This is a genomic window from Thermus thalpophilus, assembly GCF_022760915.1.
In the GTDB taxonomy this organism is placed as follows: Bacteria; Deinococcota; Deinococci; order Deinococcales; family Thermaceae; genus Thermus; species Thermus thalpophilus.
Genome location: NZ_JAKTNS010000007.1, coordinates 54,856 through 73,496, shown reverse-complemented (window position 1 = coordinate 73,496; position 18,641 = coordinate 54,856). Strand labels below are relative to the sequence as shown.

Annotated in this window: 20 protein-coding genes and 1 tRNA gene; 7 read left to right on the top strand and 14 right to left on the bottom strand. The window is 67.9% G+C overall.

Translation table 11 applies throughout. The annotated features are described in order from the left end of the window. Positions 1-135 precede the first annotated feature (135 nt). The 11 genes from fusA to truB form a co-directional block, all read right to left on the bottom strand. Positions 136-2,211: an elongation factor G gene (gene fusA, locus L0D17_RS04320; protein ID WP_243094017.1), complete on the bottom strand. Its 2,076-nt coding sequence runs from the start codon at positions 2,209-2,211 to the stop codon at positions 136-138. 3 nt (positions 2,212-2,214) lie between these two features. Next, entirely contained in the window at positions 2,215-2,685 is a 471-nt protein-coding gene (gene rpsG, locus L0D17_RS04315) for a 30S ribosomal protein S7 (protein ID WP_039458081.1), read from the bottom strand. A 7-nt stretch (positions 2,686-2,692) separates the two neighbouring features. Continuing rightward, complete coding sequence (gene rpsL / locus L0D17_RS04310; protein WP_019551715.1) at positions 2,693-3,106, bottom strand: 30S ribosomal protein S12; 414 nt, start codon at positions 3,104-3,106, stop codon at positions 2,693-2,695. Between the two features lie 186 nt (positions 3,107-3,292). Continuing rightward, positions 3,293-3,367, bottom strand: a tRNA-Thr gene (locus L0D17_RS04305). Between the two features lie 40 nt (positions 3,368-3,407). Continuing rightward, positions 3,408-4,523, bottom strand: a complete 1,116-nt coding sequence (locus L0D17_RS04300; protein ID WP_243094013.1) for an ABC transporter permease — start codon at positions 4,521-4,523, stop codon at positions 3,408-3,410. A gap of 22 nt (positions 4,524-4,545) precedes the next feature. Beyond that, positions 4,546-4,971: a 3D domain-containing protein gene (locus tag L0D17_RS04295; RefSeq protein ID WP_243094012.1), complete on the bottom strand. Its 426-nt coding sequence runs from the start codon at positions 4,969-4,971 to the stop codon at positions 4,546-4,548. Positions 4,972-5,166: 195 nt separating this feature from the next. Beyond that, on the bottom strand, positions 5,167-5,964 hold the full coding sequence (locus L0D17_RS04290) for a hypothetical protein (protein WP_243094011.1): 798 nt from the start codon (positions 5,962-5,964) through the stop codon (positions 5,167-5,169). A gap of 65 nt (positions 5,965-6,029) precedes the next feature. Beyond that, the gene (locus L0D17_RS04285) at positions 6,030-7,595 is read right to left on the bottom strand and encodes a DAK2 domain-containing protein (protein WP_243094010.1); all 1,566 of its coding nucleotides are present in this window, start codon (positions 7,593-7,595) and stop codon (positions 6,030-6,032) included. Beyond that, positions 7,588-7,929 carry an Asp23/Gls24 family envelope stress response protein gene (locus L0D17_RS04280; protein ID WP_039458052.1) on the bottom strand — a complete coding sequence of 114 codons (342 nt, stop codon included), beginning with the start codon at positions 7,927-7,929 and terminating at the stop codon, positions 7,588-7,590. The genes L0D17_RS04285 and L0D17_RS04280 overlap by 8 nt, the downstream gene beginning before the upstream one ends. 1 nt (position 7,930) lies before the next feature. Then, entirely contained in the window at positions 7,931-9,040 is a 1,110-nt protein-coding gene (gene ald / locus L0D17_RS04275) for an alanine dehydrogenase (protein ID WP_243094008.1), read from the bottom strand. A 1-nt stretch (position 9,041) separates the two neighbouring features. Beyond that, the gene (gene truB, locus L0D17_RS04270) at positions 9,042-9,980 is read right to left on the bottom strand and encodes a tRNA pseudouridine(55) synthase TruB (RefSeq protein ID WP_039458048.1); all 939 of its coding nucleotides are present in this window, start codon (positions 9,978-9,980) and stop codon (positions 9,042-9,044) included. A 49-nt stretch (positions 9,981-10,029) separates the two neighbouring features. On the opposite strand from truB, the gene L0D17_RS04265 reads away from it, so the two are divergent. Genes L0D17_RS04265 through L0D17_RS04235 form a run of 7 tightly spaced genes read left to right on the top strand, consistent with a single transcriptional unit; the run spans position 10,030 to position 15,616 of the window. Then, positions 10,030-10,785: an SDR family NAD(P)-dependent oxidoreductase gene (locus L0D17_RS04265; protein ID WP_243094007.1), complete on the top strand. Its 756-nt coding sequence runs from the start codon at positions 10,030-10,032 to the stop codon at positions 10,783-10,785. A gap of 10 nt (positions 10,786-10,795) precedes the next feature. Next, a complete protein-coding gene (locus tag L0D17_RS04260; RefSeq protein ID WP_052155180.1) occupies positions 10,796-11,593 on the top strand; it encodes an enoyl-CoA hydratase/isomerase family protein in 798 nt (265 codons plus the stop codon). Beyond that, entirely contained in the window at positions 11,593-12,288 is a 696-nt protein-coding gene (locus tag L0D17_RS04255; protein ID WP_039458041.1) for a pseudouridine synthase, read from the top strand. Before L0D17_RS04260 ends, L0D17_RS04255 begins: the two co-directional genes overlap by 1 nt. Next, a complete protein-coding gene (hpt, locus tag L0D17_RS04250) occupies positions 12,285-12,830 on the top strand; it encodes a hypoxanthine phosphoribosyltransferase (protein ID WP_152607344.1) in 546 nt (181 codons plus the stop codon). The genes L0D17_RS04255 and hpt overlap by 4 nt, the downstream gene beginning before the upstream one ends. Then, complete coding sequence (locus tag L0D17_RS04245) at positions 12,827-13,495, top strand: queuosine precursor transporter (protein ID WP_243094005.1); 669 nt, start codon at positions 12,827-12,829, stop codon at positions 13,493-13,495. The genes hpt and L0D17_RS04245 overlap by 4 nt, the downstream gene beginning before the upstream one ends. After that, the gene (locus L0D17_RS04240) at positions 13,492-14,379 is read left to right on the top strand and encodes an aldo/keto reductase (RefSeq protein WP_243094003.1); all 888 of its coding nucleotides are present in this window, start codon (positions 13,492-13,494) and stop codon (positions 14,377-14,379) included. Before L0D17_RS04245 ends, L0D17_RS04240 begins: the two co-directional genes overlap by 4 nt. Before the next feature lie 10 nt (positions 14,380-14,389). Next, positions 14,390-15,616, top strand: coding sequence for an adenylosuccinate synthase (locus L0D17_RS04235; RefSeq protein ID WP_243092689.1), 1,227 nt, complete (start codon positions 14,390-14,392; stop codon positions 15,614-15,616). Here the strand turns inward: L0D17_RS04235 and trpD are convergent. From trpD to trpE, 3 genes are read right to left on the bottom strand one after another with little or no spacing between them, the layout of a single operon-like run. Further along, complete coding sequence (gene trpD / locus L0D17_RS04230; protein WP_243092690.1) at positions 15,613-16,602, bottom strand: anthranilate phosphoribosyltransferase; 990 nt, start codon at positions 16,600-16,602, stop codon at positions 15,613-15,615. The two genes, L0D17_RS04235 and trpD, sit on opposite strands and share 4 nt — an antisense overlap. Further along, complete coding sequence (locus tag L0D17_RS04225; RefSeq protein WP_234508345.1) at positions 16,593-17,171, bottom strand: anthranilate synthase component II; 579 nt, start codon at positions 17,169-17,171, stop codon at positions 16,593-16,595. Before L0D17_RS04225 ends, trpD begins: the two co-directional genes overlap by 10 nt. Continuing rightward, a complete protein-coding gene (gene trpE, locus L0D17_RS04220) occupies positions 17,172-18,560 on the bottom strand; it encodes an anthranilate synthase component I (protein ID WP_234508346.1) in 1,389 nt (462 codons plus the stop codon). Positions 18,561-18,641: the final 81 nt, after the last annotated feature.

Sequence of the window (18,641 nt, the reverse complement as noted above, 5' to 3'; positions counted from 1 at the left end):
TCGTCTTCCCGTGGTCCACGTGCCCAATCGTCCCCACGTTCACGTGAGGCTTCGTACGGATAAACTCGCCCTTGGCCATCTTCGCTCTCCTTTCTCCATGCGGGGTAGGCCCTAAGGCCTACCCGAAAGGCATCCTTACTGCCCCTTGATGAGCTTCTCCTGCACCTGCTTGGGGACTTCCTGGTAGTGGTCAAAGAACATGACGAAGGAGCCCCTACCCTGGGTCTTGGAACGCAGATCGGTGGCGTAGCCAAACATCTCCGCCAAGGGCACATAGGCCCGGATCACCTGGGCGTTCCCCCTGGGCTCCATGCCCAGGATCTGGCCCCGGCGGGAGTTCAGGTCACCGATGACGTCGCCCATGTACTCCTCAGGGGTGGTGACCTCCACCCGCATGATGGGCTCGAGGATCACCGGGTCCCCCTTCTGCACCGCCTCCTTGATGGCCATAGAGCCGGCGATCTTGAAGGCCATTTCCGAGGAGTCCACCTCGTGGTAGGAGCCGTCGTAAAGGGTGACCTTCACGTCCACCACGGGGAAGCCGATGAGGGGCCCCGACTGCATGGCCTCCTCAATCCCCTTCTGGACGGCGGGGATGTACTCCTTGGGGATCACGCCGCCCACGATGGCGTTGACGAACTCAAAGCCGGAGCCGCGGGGCAGGGGCTCGGCCTTGATCTTCACGTGGCCGTACTGCCCCCGGCCACCGGTCTGGCGGATGAACTTGCCCTCCACGTCCACGGGGCGGGTGATCGTCTCCCGGTAGGCCACCTGGGGCTTGCCCACGTTGGCATCCACCTTGAACTCCCGCTTGAGCCGGTCCACGATGATCTCCAGGTGAAGCTCGCCCATCCCGGAGATGATGGTCTGGCCGGTTTCGGGGTGGGTGGACACCCGGAAGGTGGGGTCCTCTTCCGCCAAGCGGGCCAGGGCCTGGGAGAGCTTGTCCTGGTCCGCCTTGGTCTTGGGCTCAATGGCCACGTCAATGACCGGCTCGGGGATCTCAATGGACTCCAGAACCACCCGGGGCGCGTCCTCGCCCACCAGGGTGTCCCCGGTGATGGTCTCCTTCAGGCCCACCACCGCCCCCAGGTCCCCGGCCTTGAGCTCCTCCACCTCTTCCCGGTGGTTGGCGTGCATCCGGAGCAGTCGGGCCACCCGCTCCTTGCGCCCCTTGGTGGTGTTGTAGACGTAGGAGCCGGAGGTGATGGTGCCGGAGTAGACGCGGATGAAGGTGAGGCGGCCCACGTAGGGGTCGGCCATGATCTTGAAGGCCAAGGCCGCCAAGGGGCCGTCGGGGTCGGGGTGGATCTCCACCTCATCCCCTTCCGGCGTGGTGCCCCGGATGGGGGGGATGTCCAAGGGAGAAGGCAGGTAGTCCACCGCCGCATCCAGGAGGAGCTGCACCCCCTTGTTCTTCAGGGCCGAGCCCAGGAACACCGGGGTGATCTTGATGTCAATGGTGCCCTTGCGGATGGCCGCCACCAGCTCTTCCTCGCTGGGCTCTTCGCCCTCGAGGTACTTGAGCATGATGTTCTCGTCAAAGTCGGCGGCGGTCTCTATGAGCTTCTCGTGGTACTCCCGGGCCTGGTCCAGGTACTCCTCGGGGATGGGAATCTCCCGGATGTCCGTCCCCAGGTCGTTGCCGTAGGTGTAGGCCTTCATGCGGAGGACGTCAATGATCCCCGAGAAGGTGTCCTCCCGGCCGATGGGAAGCTGCATCACCACCGGGCGCGCCCCCAGGCGCTCCTGCATGGTGCGGATCACCAGCCAAAGGTCGGCCCCCGTCTTGTCCATCTTGTTGGCAAAGGCGATGCGGGGCACCTTGTACTTCTCCGCCTGGCGCCAGACGGTTTCCGACTGGGGCTCCACCCCCTGACTGGAGTCAAAGACCACGATGGCCCCGTCCAGCACCCGCATGGAGCGCTCCACCTCAATGGTGAAGTCCACGTGGCCCGGGGTGTCAATGATGTTGATGCGGTGGTCCTTCCAGAAGCAGGTGGTCACGGCGGCGGTGATGGTGATGCCCCGCTCCCGCTCCTGCTCCATGAAGTCCATGGTGGCCGCGCCCTCGTGGACTTCGCCGATCTTGTGGATCTTGCCGGTGTAGTAGAGGATGCGCTCGGTGGTGGTGGTCTTGCCGGCGTCAATGTGCGCGGCGATGCCGATGTTGCGGAGCCGCTTTAGGTCGTACGCTACCTTGACCGCCATGGTTTACCACCGGTAGTGGGCGTAAGCGCGGTTGGCCTCGGCCATGCGCTCCACGTCCTCCTTCTTCTTGACCGCCCCGCCCTTGCCCTCGGCGGCGTCCATGAGCTCGTGGGCGATGCGCACCGCGGCGCCGCGCTCGGGGCGCTGGTTGGCCGCCTGCACCAACCAGCGCAGGGCCAAGGACTGCTGCCGGCGGGGAGGAACCTCCATGGGCACTTGGTAGTTGGCCCCGCCCACGCGGCGGGAACGCACCTCCATGCGGGGCTTCACGTTTTCCACCGCCTGCTTAAAGACCTTCAAAGGCTCCTGCCCGGTCTTCTCCTGGATGATGCGGCAGGCATCGTAGAAGATGCGGGCGGCCAGGTTCTTCTTCCCGTCCCGCATGATCTTGTTGATGAAGGCCGACACCACCACGTCCCCGTAGACCAGGTCGGGCTGGAGTTGGCGTACCTCTGCTCTTCTTCTCCGCGCCATGGCTCACCTACTTCTTCTTGGCCGGGGCCGCGCCCTTGGTTTCCTTGGGCTTCTTGGTCCCGTACTTGGAGCGGCTCTTCTTCCGGTCCTTCACGCCTTGCGTGTCGTAGACCCCGCGGACGATGTGGTAGCGCACGCCCGGCAGGTCCTTCACACGGCCACCCCGGATGAGGACCACGGAGTGCTCCTGCAGGTTGTGCCCCTCGCCGGGGATGTAGGCGGTGACCTCGTAGCCCGAGGTGAGGCGCACCTTGGCCACCTTCCGCAAGGCGGAGTTGGGCTTTTTGGGGGTAACCGTGCGCACCACCGTGCACACCCCCCGGCGGAAGGGCGAGCCCTTCAAGGCCGGAACCTTGCTCTTCTTTTGGACCTTCTCGCGGCCCTTTCTGACCAGCTGGTTGATCGTCGGCAGTGCCACCACTCCCTTCTTCTTGGACTTGCCCCCGTGTTCTCAAGATCCACCCGGGAAGTTTCCCGGTTTAGCCCGCACAGGGCACCACCCTCAGGACCAGGGGCTGGCCCTGAGGGCCCTCAACTTGCCTAGTGTACATGGCCTCGGGCCTTTTGGCAAGCACAAAAAAGACCCCCGCCCGCAGGCGGGGAGGTTTGGAGCCGGTGGCCGGATTTGAACCGGCGGCCTACCGCTTACGAGGCGGTTGCTCTACCGCTGAGCTACACCGGCCCGCCCAGAAGAGTTTAGGGCAGAAGCCCCGCACGTGCAACTACCTTAGGACCACCCCGGGCTGGACCCTCAAGGCGCGGAAAAGGGGCAGGAGGGCGGAAAGGAAGGTGGCGCAAAGGCTCGCCCCGCTCACCGCCAGGAAGTCCGAAAACCGCATCTCCACCGGCAGGTGGGTGAGGAAGTAAAGCTCCCCCGGCAGGTCCAAGGGGCGCAGGGCGAGGTAGAGGCAAAGGAGGTAGCCGAGAAGGTTGCCCAGCAAAACGCCCCCCACCCCCAGGAACACCCCCTCCAGGGCGAAGACCAAGCCCACGGTGAGCCTCGAGGCCCCCATGGCCCGGAGGAGGGCGATCTCCGGGGTCTTCTCCACCACCTTAAGCACCAAAAGGTTAGCCACCCCCAAGGCGGCCACCGCCACGATGAGGAAGACCAGGATGCCCAGCACCCGCTTCTGCAGGGTAAGCTGCTCCAAGAGGGTGCGCTGGGTGTCCTGCCAGGCTTGGGGGAAGAAGCGAGTGCCCGCCAGGGCCACCCCCACCTCCTTGGCCCGCCAAGGGTCTTTGAGCCGCACCTGGTAGCCCTGGGCCTTGAGGCCCGCGAGCTTTTCCACGGAAGCCAGGTCCACGAAGGCGTAGCCCGAGTCCAGGAGGTAGTTCCCCGTGCGGAAGGAGCCCAAGACCCGAAGCGCCACCCGCTCCTGGGTGGCGGAAAGGGCGTATACCCGGTCCCCCACCACCGCCCCCAGGGACTGCATCAGGGCCGCGCCCAGGTAGACCCCTCCCGGCGCAAGCCTCAGGCCGAGCTCGGGGTACAGGGCCTCGCCCCCTTCCCCCAGGCCCACCAAGGTGGCGAAGTCCACCCCCGGCCCCCGGGCCCCTTCCGCCGGCCGGGTGAGGAGGGCTTTGGTGGCGGCGAAGGGAGCCGCACTCTCCACCTCGGGGTGGGGGGGAAGGGGCGGGAGGTCTTCCGTGAAGCTAAAGAGGACCAGGTGGGGGTAGGCCTTGAGGGTGGCCCGCACCAGGCCGCTCACGAAGCCGTTGGTGAGGGAGAGGGCGGCCAAGAGCACCGCCACCCCCACCCCCACCCCCAGGAGGGCCAAGGAGGTCTGCAGGGGTCTTCGCGTCAAGTGGGCCCAGGCGAGGAAAAGGGCGAAGCGCACGAGACCAGGATAACGAGGGTCCCTAGGGCCGGGGGTATTCCACCACCACGAGCTCCACCCAACGGCGGCCAAAGCGCACCGCCGTGGCCCGGTCGGGAAGCCAGACGTCCACCTTCTCCCGCATCCTGGGGTGCATCACGTCCGCCACCACGAAGAGGCGGCCTTGGAAGAGGTAGTCAAACTGGCCCTTGCCCCGCCCGTACACGCTCCCCAGGTCGCGCAGGCGCACCTTGGTGCCGTAGGGCAGCACCTTTAAGAGGTCACGGCTCACGGCCAGAACCCCAAGCCGGGCGCGCATCCCCGTGGCGGTGACGAAGGGGGTGACGTCGGTCTCCCGGAGGCTGGAGGTGTAGGCCGTGGCCTGGAGGCGCAAAACCTTTTGCGCTTCCTGGGCGAAACCCCCCGCAACGGCGAGGGCGAAAAGGAGCAAAAGCGTCAAACCCCGCATAGCGCCCCCAAGTATGCGGGCAAAGCCTGGAGGAAGCTGAGAACCATGAGGGCCTTCCCTCATGGAACCCGCCCCCACCATCCCTGCAATGGTTCCCATGATTTAAAAAGCCCGCTGAACAGGGAACCGGTTCAGCGGGGTAGGATGAGAACTTGCTTAAGGGCCTTTAGCCCAGGCTCATCTTCTTCAAAGACCCTATGGGCAGGGGACGCTGGAAAGCTCCAGGGTGTACCGACCGCTTCCCACCTCGTCAAACCCCGCCCGGGCCAGGCCCCGGTCCCGCACCACCAAAAGCGTGGCGGGGGAAACGGGGGCGCAGTTCATCACGGGATCCAAGGCGCGGGGGCTGGCGTCCCCCGGACCGTTATAGAGGAGGGCCACCAGGTCCAACGGGCCGGCGTAGGCCAAGCGCAGGTAACCGGTGGCGCTGGCCACGTTATAGCGGTCAAACTCGCCCACGAACTCTATGGCTCCGGTCTTGCTTCCTGAGGAGAAGGCTTCCCCTTGCCCCGCGGGGTTGGGCGTGAAGGGATCGGCGTAGAGGGTAACCCGGTCTGGGCTTAGGGCGTAGTTTTCCACCCGGAGGTAGTAGCTTTCCCCCGCCACGCCTTTGAAGTTCAGGCGGTAGCCGGGGTCTAAGGTGATCTGGGGAGAAAGGGCCAAGGGGGCAAGGGCAGAGGAAGCGGCGAACCAGTTCCGGGCCACGCTCACCGCCTGCACCACCCCCCGGGCGTCTAGGAGGACAAGGCGGAGCCTGGCGCTAAGCCCCAAGGTGGAGGAAACCGCCGCCACCTGGATGGCGCCATCCCCCTGGGGGGCGATGCGGTACACCTTTACCCCCGGCTGCAGCTGGCCCCCGCCTTCCCGGGCCGCAGGAAGCTCGGCGATGGCGTAGCTCCCCACCGGCAAGTCTTCGCCCGCTGGGGGCGTGCCCTCCAGGCCGCACCCCACCAAGGTCCCAAGCAAAAGCAACGCCAAACCCAAGCGCCACATAAAACCCCCCCTTTCCCTTCAGGATACCCCTAGGGAAAGGGGGCAAGGCTTAGCACTTCCTTTAGCTACTCCAAGACCCCCAGGTAGGCGTAAAGGTCGGGCCCCCCCGGCAGGATCTCCACCGCCAGCTCGGGGAAACGGGCGGCCACCGCTTCCGCCTTCTCCTTGGGGGTGTTGGGGCCCAGGAAGAGGGTGAGGACCTCCTTCCCCTCCTTGGCCAGGCGCACCAGGCCCTCCAAGACCTCTTCCGGCGTCTCCCCCACCAGGACGAGCTTCCCGTCCAGAAGGCCGATGGGCTTATCCTTCAGGACCTTAAGCCCGTCCACCTCGGCGTCCCGGCTGGCCCAGGTGACCTCCAAGGTCGCGGCCCCCTTGGCCGCCTCCTCCATCTCGGGAAGGAGCTCCTCGGGCTCCGCCTCGGGCAGGTAGCGCACCGCCGCCGCCAGGCCCTGGCCTAGGGTGCGGGTCTTTAGGACGTACACCTCCTTGCCCGCCTCCTTGGCCAGCCTGGCCGCCTCCTCCGCCGCCAGGAAGACGTTGGGGCTGTTGGGCAAGAGGACCACCTTGGGGCTCGGGACGCTTTTGATGGCGGAAAGGAGGTCCTCCACGCTGGGGTTTTGCGTCTGCCCCCCCGCCACCACCCGGGCCCCCAGGCTGCGGAAGACCCGGGCCACCCCGTGGCCCAAGGCCACGGCCACCAGGCCCGTGGGAGGCGGGGGCACCTCCGCCGCCCCGGCCATGGCCAGGATCTCCGTGTGCTGCTCGGTCATGTCCTCCACCTTGGTCCGCACCATGCGGCCAAAGCGGGCCACGGCGGCCAAGAGGCCGTCGGGGTCGTCGGTGTGGATGTGCCCCTTCACGTACCCCTCCGCCCCCACCACCAGCAAGGAGTCCCCGAAGGGGGCCACCGCCTCCCGGATCCTCTCTATGGGCACCTCCACCCCTTCCATGAGGAACTCGGTGCAGTAGCCGAACTCCTCGGTGGCGAAGGCGGTCTGGGCGTAGCGCTCCACCTTGGGGGGCTCGGGAAGGGGAAGCTTGAGGGCGTAGCCCTGTATGCCCTCCAAAAAGCGCACGTACCCCGCTCCCCCCGCGTCCACCACCCCCGCCTGCTTGAGTACGGGAAGGAGGTCCGGGGTGCGGGCCAAGGCCTCCCGGGCCGCCTCTAGGGCGGAGGCCAAAACCGCCTCGAGGGTCTCCCCCCTAGCCCCCTCCCCCGCCGCCTTGGCCACGGTGAGGATGGTGCCCTCCACCGGCTTCATCACCGCCTTGTAGCCCGTTTCCGCGCCCAGGCGCAAGGCCTCCACCAGGGTGGGGGGGTCCAGGACCTCCTTCTTGCGGATGGCCTCGGTAAAACCCTTCAGGATCTGGGAAAGGATTACCCCGCTATTCCCCCGGGCTCCCAAGAGGCTCCCGTAGGCGATGGCCCGGGCCACCTCCGCCATCTTGGTGGTGTCCGCCAGGTCCAGCTCCCGCCGGGCCGACTGCAGGGTGAGGTGCATGTTGGTGCCCGTGTCCCCGTCGGGCACGGGATAGACGTTTAAGGCGTTGAGCTCTTCCACGTACACCCGGAACCAGTCCGTGGCGTAGCGGAAGGCCTCGGCCAACTCCCCGGCCGTCCAGCTAGCCACGCCCCACCCCCACCACGTGCACCCGCACCTGGGAAAGCTCCACCCCCGCCAGGCGCTTGGCGGTGAAGGCCACCCGTTCCGCCAAGGACTCCACCACCGTGGGGATGCGGGCCCCCAAGGCCACCACCACGTAGAAGTCGGCGGCGTACTTCCCCGGGTTCGCCGGGTCCGGGCGCACCACCACCCCTTCGCTCGCCTCCTGCCGCCCCAGGATGCGCACCACCTGCTCCCTCAAGCCCGCCGGGGCCATGCCCACCACCCCCGGCACCTCGTGGGCCGCCAGGGCCAAAAGGGAGGCCAAGGCGGTTTCCGTGACCGTGACGCGCCCTTGCACGCTACCTCCTTAAGGCCTCCTCGGGAGGCGTGTAGGGTAGGTCAAAAGCCTCCGCCACCCCGGGGTGGGTGAGGAGGCCCCTGTGGGTGTTTAGCCCTTTGAGGAGGGCCCCGTCTTCCAAAAGCGCCGCCAAGCCCTTCTCCGCCAGCTTGAGCACGTAGGGCAAGGTCTGGTTGGTGAGGGCGAAGGTGGAGGTGCGGGGCACCGCTCCCGGCATGTTGGCCACCCCGTAGTGCACCACCCCATCCACCACGTAGGTGGGCTCGGCGTGGGTGGTGGGGCGGATGGTCTCCACGCACCCCCCCTGGTCCACGGCCACGTCCACGATGACCGAGCCTTCCTTCATCAAGGGAAGCATGTCCCGGGTGACCAGTTTGGGCGCCTTGGCCCCCGGCACCAAGACCGCCCCGATGAGGAGGTCGGCGTGCTGGATGCTCTTTTTGATGTTGGCCTCGGTGGCGGTGAGGGTCACCACCCGCCCCCCGAAGACGTCGTCCAGGTACTGCAGGCGCTTGTGGTTCACGTCCAGGATGGTCACCTGGGCCCCCATGCCCAAGGCGATCTTGGCGGCGTTGGTGCCCACGGTGCCGCCCCCCAGAATGACCACGCTGGCCGGGGCCACCCCCGGCACCCCGCCCAAAAGCACCCCCCGTCCCCCGTGGGGCTTCTCCAGGAACTGGGCCCCCACCTGGGGGGCCATGCGCCCCGCCACCTCGCTCATGGGGACCAGGAGGGGCAAGGAGCCGTCGGGAAGCTGCACCGTTTCGTAGGCGATGCCCGTGACCCCGCTTTGGAGCATGGCCTCGGTGAGGGTGCGGTCCGCCGCCAGGTGGAGGTAGGTGAAGAGGATGAGCCCTTCCCGCAAAAAGGGGTACTCCTCAGGAAGGGGCTCTTTCACCTTCACCACCATCTCCGCCTTCCAAGCCTCCTCGCGGCTCACCAGGTGGGCCCCGGCCCGCTCGTACTCGGCGTCGGATAGGCCTGAGCCCACCCCCGCCCCCCGCTCCACCAAGACCACATGCCCCCGCTTCACCAGGCTTTCCGCCCCGCCCGGGGTCAGGGCCACGCGGTTTTCCAGGGTCTTGATCTCCTTGGGTACGCCGATGGTCATCTCACGCCTCCTTTACGAACACCCGTTTGATCTTTAGCTTGAAGCCGTCGCCCTCCGCGATGGCCAGGAGCCGCCTGCGGGAGTCCACCAGGGTCACGTAGCCCAAGGCGGGGATGGGGAGGGGTACCCCTTCCAAGACCCGCCGGGCCTCGGTGTGGGAAAGCTCCACCACGGGAAAGGGCAAAACGTCCACCTCGGGGATGGCCTTGTCCGGCGAAAGCTCGGAAAGCCTCACCGCCCGCTCCAGGCCCACCTTGCCGATGCGGGTGCGCACGAGCCCCGAGAGGAAGGCCTTGGTCTTAAGCCTTTCCCCCAAGTCCCGGGCGAAGGCCCGCACGTAGGTGCCGGGCCCCACCACCAGGCGGATGACCGCGGTGGGGTGGGCCCCGAGGGGCTTGGGAAGCTCCACCTTGCGCCCACCCTTTTCCGCCAGGCGCCACCCCTTGGCCGAGGGGGCGATGGGGTGGGGAATGGGCTCGGGGTCAAAGGCCAGGAGCTCCACCTCCACATAGCGCACCGGCCTCGGACCAAGCTCCAGGGGCTTCCCTTCCCGGGCCGCCTCGTAGGCCCGCTTGCCCCCCACCTTGATGGCGGAGTAGAGGGGGGGTACCTGCTCCTTCAGGGCCAGGAAGGAGGGGAGGACGCTTTCCAAATCCTTCCGGTCAAAGCGCACCGGGGCCTCCTCGCTTACGGGACCTTCGGCGTCCAGGGTGGGCGTGGTGGCCCCGAAGGAAACCCAGGCGATGTACTCCTTGTCCTCCCCCGAAAGGAAGGGCACGAGCTTGGTGCTCTCCTCAGAGACCAAGAGCAAAAGCCCGGTGGCCAAGGGGTCCAGGGTACCGGTGTGCCCCACCCGGCGAGTGCCGAGGCGCTTTCTCGCCTCCTCCACCGCGTCGTGCGAGGTGAGGTGGAGGGGCTTGTCCACCGCGTAGAGGGCCATGCCTAGGGGATTGTATCACCGGGAAGGGAAGGTCTCTATACTGGAGGCCATGGGCGAAGTGGAGGCTAAGGCCGCCCTCGTGGTGGGGGGAGGCTCAGGGATCGGAAGGGCCGTGGCCCTCGCCCTGGCCCGGGAAGGGGCCCGGGTGGCCATCGCCGACCTCAACGGGGAGGGGGCGGCCCGGGTGGCGGAGGAGGCCCGGGAAGTGGGCGCGGAGGCGGTGGGCCTCTTCATGGACGTGCGGCGGAAGGAAAGCGTGGCCCAAGGGGTCAAGGCCGCCCTCGAGGCCCTGGGGGGGCTGGACATCCTGGTGAACGCCGCCGGGATTGACCGCATCGCCCCCTTTTGGGAAACCGACGAGGACCTTTGGGATGAGCTCATCGCCGTGAACTACAAGGGCGTCCTCCACGCCTGCCGCCAGGCCCTTCCTCCCATGATGGCCCAAGGGCGGGGCGCCATCGTGAACATCGCCTCGGACGCCGGGCGGGTGGGAAGCTCGGGGGAGGCGGTCTACTCGGGCACCAAGGGAGCGGTCATCGCCTTCACCAAGGCCCTGGCCCGGGAGGTGGCCCGCCACGGCATCCGGGTCAACGCCGTGGCCCCCGGCCCCACGGACACCCCCCTGCTCCACGCCCTGCGGCAGGGCCACGAGGGCCTCTTTGAGGCCATGGTCCGGGCCACCCCCCTGCGCCGCCTGGCCCGCCCCGAGGAGGTGGCGGAGGTGGTGGTCTTCCTGGCCTCGGACCGGGCGGGCTTCGTCACCGGCCAGGTGGTGAGCGTGAGCGGCGGCCTCACCATGTGCTAGGAGGTGGGAAGTGGAACCCAAAGAGCTGGAGCGGGCCTACCCGAACCTCTGCTTCGCCTGGCCCAGGCCGGGGGTGCTGGAGATCGCCTTCCAGGGGGAGAAGCTCAACGCCATGGACCCTCCCCTGCACCGGGCCCTCGCCCGGGTGTGGCGGGACCTCGAGGACCTTCCCGGGGTGCGCGCCGTTTTGGTGCGGGGAGAAGGCGGGGTCTTCTCCGCCGGGGGCTCCTTCGCCCTCATTGAGGAGATGCGCGCCTCCCACGAGGCCCTGATGCGGGTCCTGGAGGAGGCGCGGGACCTGGTCTTAGGCCCCATCAACTTCCCGAGGCCCGTGGTGGCGGCGGTGGAGAAGGTGGCGGTGGGGGCGGGGCTCGCCTTGGCCCTGGCGGCGGACGTCGCCGTGGTAGGCAAGGGGGCGAGGCTCCTGGACGGCCACCTCCGCCTGGGGGTGGCGGCCGGGGACCATGCGGTGCTCCTCTGGCCCCTTCTGGTGGGCCTGGCCAAGGCCAGGTACCACCTCTTCCTCAACGAGCCCCTAACCGGCGAGGAGGCGGAAAGGCTCGGCCTGGTGGCCCTGGCGGTGGAGGACGGGGCGGTTTACGAAAAGGCGCTGGAGGTGGCGGAGCGCTTGGCCAAGGGGCCCAAAGAAGCCCTAAGCCACACCAAGCGGGCCCTCAACCACTGGCTTCGCACCTTCCTCCCCCACTTTGAGCTCTCCTTGGCCTTGGAGTTCTTGGGGTTTGGCGGCAAGGAGCTGGAGGAAGGTCTTAAGGCCCTAAAGGAAAAGCGGGAACCCCACTTCCCATGATGCGGCTGCAGGCGTTTTTGGCCCGGGCCGGGGTGGCGAGCCGCCGCAAGGCGGAGGCCCTTATCCAAGAGGGCCTCGTCCGGGTGAACGGGGAAGTGGCCCACCTGGGGCAGAAGGTGGGCCTGAAGGACGTGGTGGAGGTGGCGGGCAAGCGGGTGATCCTGCCCGAGCGGGTGATCCTCGCCCTCCACAAGCCCAAGGGCTACACCACCACCCGCTCTGACCCCCACGCACAAAAGACCGTGTATGAACTCCTGCCGGAGATCCCCGGCCTCCACCCCGTGGGCCGCCTGGACCGGGACTCGGAGGGGCTTCTCCTCTTCACCAACGACGGCGAGCTCACCTTCCGCCTCACCCACCCCCGCCACGGGGTGCAAAAGGTCTACCGGGTCTGGACCGAGGGGGGCACCCTGCCGGAAGGGGTGTGCCGGAGGCTCCTAAAGGGGGTGATGCTGGAGGATGGCCCCGCCAAGGCCCTGGCCTGCCGCCCCGCCCCTGGAGGGGCTTTCCTCACCCTGGCGGAAGGGCGGAAGCGGGAGGTGCGCCGGATGCTCAAGGCGGTGGGCTACCCGGTGAAGCGGCTTCTTAGGGTGCAGGTGGGGCCCATCCGGCTCGGGAACCTCCCCCCGGGGAAGTGGCGCCGGCTTTCTTCCGAGGAGGAAAAGGCGCTTTTGCGCCAGGTGGGGCTAGAATGAGGGGCATGTTCGCGCCGGGGAACGGACCCGTGCAGATCAGCGCCGAGGCCATCCGCAAGCGGGTGGCGGAGCTAGGAGCCCAGATCGCCCAGGACTACCAGGGGAAGACCCCGCACCTCATCTGCGTGCTCAACGGGGCCTTCATCTTCATGGCCGACCTGGTGCGGGCCATCCCCCTTCCCCTCACCCTGGACTTCATCTCCATCAGCTCCTACGGCAACGCCTACCGCTCCAGCGGGGAGGTGGAGCTCATCAAGGACCTGAGGCTTCCCATCCACGGCCGGGACGTGATCGTGGTGGAGGACATCGTGGATACGGGCTTGACGCTTTCCTACCTCCTGGACTACCTCGAGGCCCGCAAGCCCGCCTCGGTCCGCGTGGCCGCCCTCCTCTCCAAGCCCTCCCGCCGCCAGGTGGAGGTGCCCATCCACTACCTGGGCTTTGAGATAGAGGACGCCTACGTCTACGGCTACGGCCTGGACCGGGCCCAGTTTGACCGGAACCTGCCCTTCATCACCTCCATCCGCCAGGAGGAAGAATGAGGTACCTGGACCTCCTCACCGCCCTCTTCGCCACGGTGCTTTTGGTCTCCAACGTGGCCTCCACCAAGCTGGTGGTCCTGGGGCCCTTCACCTTTGACGGGGGGACGCTCCTCTTCCCCTTGGCCTACATCTTCGGGGACGTCCTCACCGAGGTCTACGGCTACCGCAAAAGCCGGCGGGTGATCTGGACCGGGTTTTTCGCCCTCCTCCTCGCCACCCTCACCTTTCAAGCGGTGGCCGCCCTCCCCGCCCCAGAGGACGGGGAAAGCCGCCGCTACGGCGAGGCCTTCGGTCTCCTTTTGGGCCTCACCCCCAGGATCGTGTTGGGAAGCCTCCTCGCCTACTTCGCCGGGGAGTTCGCCAACGCCTACGTCCTGGCCAAGCTCAAGGTGCGCACGGAAGGGCGCCTCTTCTGGCTAAGGGCCTTGAGCTCCACCTTGGTGGGCCAAGGGCTGGACACGGGGCTTTTCCTCCTGGTGGCCTTCTACGGCGTCCTCCCAAACGAGGTGCTCCTCGCCGTCTTCCTCTCCAACTACGCCTTCAAGGTGGGGGTGGAGGCCCTGATGCTCCCCTTCACCTACCTGGTGGTGGGCTTCCTGAAGCGGGCCGAGGGGCTAGACGCCTACGATCGGGACACGGACTTCAACCCCTTTCGCCTGGCATGAACCCCCTCTTCCACCACTCCATGGGCGTGGGTACCTGGGCCTGGGGGGACCGGCTCTTCTGGGGCTACGGGCGGGGCTACGGGGAAGGGGATCTGCGGGAAGCCTTCCGGGAAAGCCTCAGGGCCGGGGTGCGGCTTTTTGACACCGCCGAGTTCTACGGCTTCGGCCTATCGGAAAGGCTTTTGGGCCGCTTCTTGGCCGAGACGGGGGAAAGGCCCTTTTTGGTCACCAAGTTCTTCCCCTACCCCTGGCGCCTTTCCCGGAAAAGCCTCCTAAAGGCCTTAAGGGGAAGCCTCGCCCGGCTTGGGGTGGAGGCGGTGGACCTCTACCTCCTCCACTGGCCTTGGCCCCCCGTGCCCCTTAGCACACGGGCCGAGGCCCTGGCGGAGGCTTACGAGCGGGGGCTCGCCCGGGGGGTGGGGGTGGCGAACTGCTCCTTGGCCCAACTGGAGGCGGTGAAGGGGGTCTTGGAGCGCCACCGGGTACCCCTTTGGGCCAACCAGGTGGAGTTTAGCCTCCTCAAGCGGGACTGGGAGGCCCACCTGCCCGCCCTCCGGCGGGAGGGCATCGCCCTCATGGCCTATAGCCCCCTGGCCATGGGCTGGCTCACGGGCAAGCTGGACCCCGACCGCCCCCCAAGGGGCTACCGGGGAAGCAAGTACCGCCCCATCCTGGGCCGGGTGCGCCGCCTTCTTCCCGTGCTCAAGGGGCTTGCCGAGGCCAAGGGGACAAGCCCCGCCGCCATCGCCCTCCGCTACCTGATGGAGAAGGGGGCCCTCCCCATCCCCGGGGCCAAAAACGCCCACCAGGCCCGGCAAAACGCCGACGCCCTGCGGATCTCCCTAACCCCGGAGGAGATGGCCCTTTTGGAGGGGGCATCGTAAGCTTAAGGGGATGCCGGGGATCGCCATCATCGGGGCGCAGTGGGGGGACGAGGGCAAGGGCAAGGTGGTGGACGCCTTGGCCCGGGACGCGGACTACGTGGTCCGCTACCAGGGCGGGGCCAACGCCGGGCACACCGTGGTGGCGGAGGGCCGGGTTTTCAAGCTCAACCTCCTGCCCTCCGGGGTCATCCACCCCCATGCGGTGAACGTCCTGGGGGACGGGATGGTCATAGACCCCTTCCGCTTCCAGGAAGAGCTGGAAGGCCTGCGGAAAGAAGGGTTTGACCCCAAGGTCCTGGTATCGGAAAGGGCCCACCTGGTCCTACCCCACCACAAGTACGTGGAAAGCCGCCACAACTTCGTGGGCACCACGGGCCGGGGCATCGGCCCCGCCTACTCGGACCGGGCCAGGCGGGTGGGGATTAGGGCGGGGGACCTTTTGGACGAGGAGGTCTTGCGGGAGAGGGTGCGCCGCCTCCTCCACGAGAAGCCCAACTCCACCCGGGAGGCGGGCTGGGACACGGAGGAGAAGGCCCTCGCCGACCTCCACCGCATGCGGGAGATCCTGAGGCCCTACATCGCCGACACCGGGGCCCTCCTGCGGGAGGCCTGGCGCAAGGGGAAGCGCCTCCTCTTTGAAGGGGCCCAGGCCACCCTCTTGGACCTGAACTACGGCACCTACCCCTACGTGACGAGCTCCCACCCCACGGTGGGGGGCATCCTGGTGGGCACCGGCCTCCCCCACAAGGCCATCACCAAGGTCTACGGGGTGGCCAAGGCCTACGCCACCCGGGTGGGGGAAGGCCCCTTCCCCACGGAGATCCACGGGGAGTTGGCCCACCACCTGCGGGAAAAGGGGGGGGAGTACGGCACCACCACGGGCAGGCCCCGCAGGGTGGGCTGGCTGGACCTGGTGGCCCTGAAGTACGCCTGCGAGGTGAACGGCTTTGACGGCCTGGCCCTCACCAAGCTGGACGTGCTCTCGGGCCTGGAAAAGGTGAAGGTGGCCGTGGAGTACCTGGACGGGGCCCGCCCTGGGGAGGCGAGGCCGGAAGCGGTGCGCTACCTGGAGCTTCCCGGCTGGGGGGAGCTTTCGGGGGTCAAGGGGCGGGAGGACCTCCCGGGAAGCCTCCTCCGCTACCTGGAGCTCATTGAGGAGCACACGGGGGTGCCCGTGGTCCTCTTCTCCACGAGCCCCCGCCGGGAGGATACCTTCGGGGCGGTGAGCTGGGTCTAGGCCTTAAGGAAGGCCACGTACCGCTCCAGGAGGAGGTAGGCCTCGCCGCTTGCCAGGACCTCCTGGGCCCGGCGCACGCCCGCCTCGAGGCTCCCCACCGCGCCGGCGGCGTACAACCCCGCCCCCGCCGCTAGGGCCACCGCCTGGGCCGCAGGGCCCCTTTCCTCCCCCTTCAGGAGGCGCCGGGCCCGCTCGGCGTTCTCCTTGGGGGTGCCCCCCTTGAGGGCCTCGAGGGGGGCCCGCTCCAAGCCCACCGCCTCCGGGGTGAGGGTGTAGACCCCCTTCCCCACCTCCGCCACCCGGTTCTCCCCGAGGACGAGCTCGTCCGCCCCTTCCCCGTGCACCACGAGCCCCCGGGCCCCAAGCCGCTCCAAGGCCTCGGCCATGGGGGAAAGCCACCTTTCGCTATAGACCCCGAGGACGTAGGCCTCCGCCCCGGCGGGGTTGGTGAGGGGGCCCAAGAGGTTGAAGACAGTGCGGATGCCAAGCTCCGCCCGCACCGGGGCCACGTGGCGCATGGCGGGGTGGAAGACCCGGGCGAAGAGGAAGCCGAAGCCTAAGGCCTCTATGGCCTCCCCCACCCTTTCGGGCGGGGCCTCCAGGTCCACCCCCAAGGCCTCCAAGAGGTCGGCGCTCCCCGCCTGGGAGCTCGCCGCCCGGTTCCCGTGCTTGGCCACCGCCACCCCCCCCGCCGCCGCCACCAGGGCGGCCAGGGTGGAGAGGTTCAAGAGCCCCTTGTGGTCCCCCCCGGTGCCCACGATGTCCAGAAGGGGCCTCCGGCCCACCCTCAAGGGCCTCGCCGCCTCCCGCATGGCCCGGGCCATAGCGGCGATCTCGTGGGGCCTTTCCCCCCTTAGGGCCATGGCGGTGAGCACCCCCGCCGCCCGCACCGGGGAAACCTCCCCCCGCATCAGGGCCTGCATGAGGCGATAGGCCTCCTCCTCCTCCAACACCTCGCCCAGAAGCGCCTTCCGCACTACTTCCATGGGTCCTCCAAAAAGTTCTTGAGGATGAGTTTACCCGCCTCGGTGAGGTAGCTTTCCGGGTGAAACTGCACCCCGTGGGTGGGGTAGGCCCGGTGCCGAAAGCCCATCACCGTGCGCCCCCCCGCCTCCTCCACCCAGGCGTTCACCCGAAGCTCCTCGGGCACCTCCACCACTACCAGGGAGTGGTAGCGGGTGGCGGGGAAGGGGCTATGGAGCCCCCGGAAGACCCCGGTGCCGTCGTGGTGGATCTCGCTCACCTTGCCGTGCATGATGAGGGGAGCCGGCACCACCTTCCCCCCGAAGGCCATGCCGATGGCCTGGTGGCCCAGGCAGACCCCGAGGATGGGGTAGCGGGGGGCGTAGCGGGCGATGAGGGGCAGGGAAAGCCCCGCCTCCAACGGGGTGCAGGGCCCGGGGCTAATCAGGATGCGGTCCGGGTCCAGGGCCTCCACGTCCTCGAGGGCGAACTGGTCGTTCCGCCAGACCACGGGGCTCGCCCCAAGCTCCCCCAGGTACTGCACCAGGTTGTAGGTGAAGCTATCGTAGTTGTCCACCACCAAAACCCGCATCTAAAGCCCCTCCTCCGCCATCTCCACCGCTTTCAATAGCGCCTTGGCCTTGTTCAGGCACTCCTGGTACTCCCTCTCCGGCACGGAATCCGCCACGATCCCCGCCCCCGCCTGCACGTGCATCCGCCCGTGGGCGATGACGAAGGTGCGCAAGGTGAGGGCCACGTCCAAGACCCCATCGTAGGCCAGATAGCCGAAACTCCCCCCGTAGGGCCCCCGGCGGTGGGGTTCCAGTTCCTCAATGATCTCCATGGCCCTAATCTTGGGGGCCCCGGAAACCGTGCCCATGGGGAGGACGCTGGCCAGGGCGTCCAAGGGGGTCTTCCCCTCCGCCAAGACCCCCTCCACCGTGGACACCAGGTGCATCACGTGGGAGTAATACTCCACGTGCAAAGGCTCCACCACCCGCACGCTGCCAAAGGCCGCCACCCGGCCGATGTCGTTGCGGGAAAGGTCCAGAAGCATCACGTGCTCCGCCCGCTCCTTTTCGTCCTGTAGAAGCTCCTCCGCAAGCCGCCGGTCCTCCTCCTCGTCCCTGCCCCGGGGCCGGGTGCCGGCGATGGGCCGGGTCACCACCTTGCGGCCATCGGAGCGCAGGAGGCTTTCGGGGCTGGCGGAAACCAGAACCACCTCCCCCAGGTCCAGATAGCCCATGTAGGGGCTTGGGTTCACGCTCCTCAGGGCCCGGTAGAGGGCAAAGGGGTGGACGGTAAGGGGGGAGGAAAGCCGTAGGGAGAGGACCACCTGGAAGATATCCCCGGCCCGGATGTACTCCAGAGCCTGCCCCACCGCCTCTAGGTACGCCGCCTCCGTCATGTCCGCCTGGAACCGGGCCCGCCCCCCGGGCCTTTCCCCCGGGACCCCGGGCAAGGGCCCCTTAAGCCGCCCCTCGGCCCAGGCTAGGCGGGCCTCCGCCTCCTCGGGGTCCACCCCCGGGGCCACCAGGTGGAGGAGGTTTTTCAGGTGGTCAAAGACCGCCACCACCTCGGGCTCCACGAAGAGGAGGTCGGGCAGGCCCAGGTCGTCGGGCTTGAGGGCGGGAAGGCGCTCGTAGTAGCGGATGAGGTCGTAGGCGGCGTACCCCACCACCCCCCCGAAGAAGGGGGGAAGGTCCGGGTGGCGCTCCAGGGGGGCGTGCACCGCCTCGTAGAGGGTGCGCAAGGGGTCTCGGGTGGGCAAGGGCTTCCCGTTTACGGTAAAGACCCCGTCCTTCAGGCGGAAGGTGCGCCTCGCCCCTACCCCCACGATGGAGAAGCGGCTTTGCCGCCCCCGTTCCACGGACTCCAGGAGGAAGCTCACCGGGGCCTTCTCGGCGAGCTTGAGGTAGGCGGTCACGGGGGTTTCCAGGTCGGCGAGCAGGGTTTTGCGAAAGGGCCTTAGGGTCTCCATCCCACCTCCTACAAAAAGCCCCCCGGGTGTACCCCGGGGGAAAGACCGCCTCCGCCCCGGGGCCTAGCCGGGCCACCAGAG

What these genes read in the sequence shown, in the direction of transcription:
- L0D17_RS04225 (WP_234508345.1), bottom strand. Translation starts at nt 17,171, where the DNA reads ATGCGGGTTTTGGTGGTGGACAACTACGATAGCTTCACCTACAACCTG.
- hpt (WP_152607344.1), top strand. Translation starts at nt 12,285, where the DNA reads ATGAGGGGCATGTTCGCGCCGGGGAACGGACCCGTGCAGATCAGCGCC.
- trpE (WP_234508346.1), bottom strand. Translation starts at nt 18,560, where the DNA reads ATGGAGACCCTAAGGCCCTTTCGCAAAACCCTGCTCGCCGACCTGGAA.
- L0D17_RS04295 (WP_243094012.1), bottom strand. Translation starts at nt 4,971, where the DNA reads ATGCGGGGTTTGACGCTTTTGCTCCTTTTCGCCCTCGCCGTTGCGGGG.
- L0D17_RS04290 (WP_243094011.1), bottom strand. Translation starts at nt 5,964, where the DNA reads ATGTGGCGCTTGGGTTTGGCGTTGCTTTTGCTTGGGACCTTGGTGGGG.
- ald (WP_243094008.1), bottom strand. Translation starts at nt 9,040, where the DNA reads ATGACCATCGGCGTACCCAAGGAGATCAAGACCCTGGAAAACCGCGTG.
- trpD (WP_243092690.1), bottom strand. Translation starts at nt 16,602, where the DNA reads ATGGAAGTAGTGCGGAAGGCGCTTCTGGGCGAGGTGTTGGAGGAGGAG.
- L0D17_RS04265 (WP_243094007.1), top strand. Translation starts at nt 10,030, where the DNA reads ATGGGCGAAGTGGAGGCTAAGGCCGCCCTCGTGGTGGGGGGAGGCTCA.
- truB (WP_039458048.1), bottom strand. Translation starts at nt 9,980, where the DNA reads ATGGCCCTCTACGCGGTGGACAAGCCCCTCCACCTCACCTCGCACGAC.
- rpsG (WP_039458081.1), bottom strand. Translation starts at nt 2,685, where the DNA reads ATGGCGCGGAGAAGAAGAGCAGAGGTACGCCAACTCCAGCCCGACCTG.
- L0D17_RS04240 (WP_243094003.1), top strand. Translation starts at nt 13,492, where the DNA reads ATGAACCCCCTCTTCCACCACTCCATGGGCGTGGGTACCTGGGCCTGG.
- L0D17_RS04255 (WP_039458041.1), top strand. Translation starts at nt 11,593, where the DNA reads ATGCGGCTGCAGGCGTTTTTGGCCCGGGCCGGGGTGGCGAGCCGCCGC.
- L0D17_RS04245 (WP_243094005.1), top strand. Translation starts at nt 12,827, where the DNA reads ATGAGGTACCTGGACCTCCTCACCGCCCTCTTCGCCACGGTGCTTTTG.
- fusA (WP_243094017.1), bottom strand. Translation starts at nt 2,211, where the DNA reads ATGGCGGTCAAGGTAGCGTACGACCTAAAGCGGCTCCGCAACATCGGC.
- L0D17_RS04235 (WP_243092689.1), top strand. Translation starts at nt 14,390, where the DNA reads ATGCCGGGGATCGCCATCATCGGGGCGCAGTGGGGGGACGAGGGCAAG.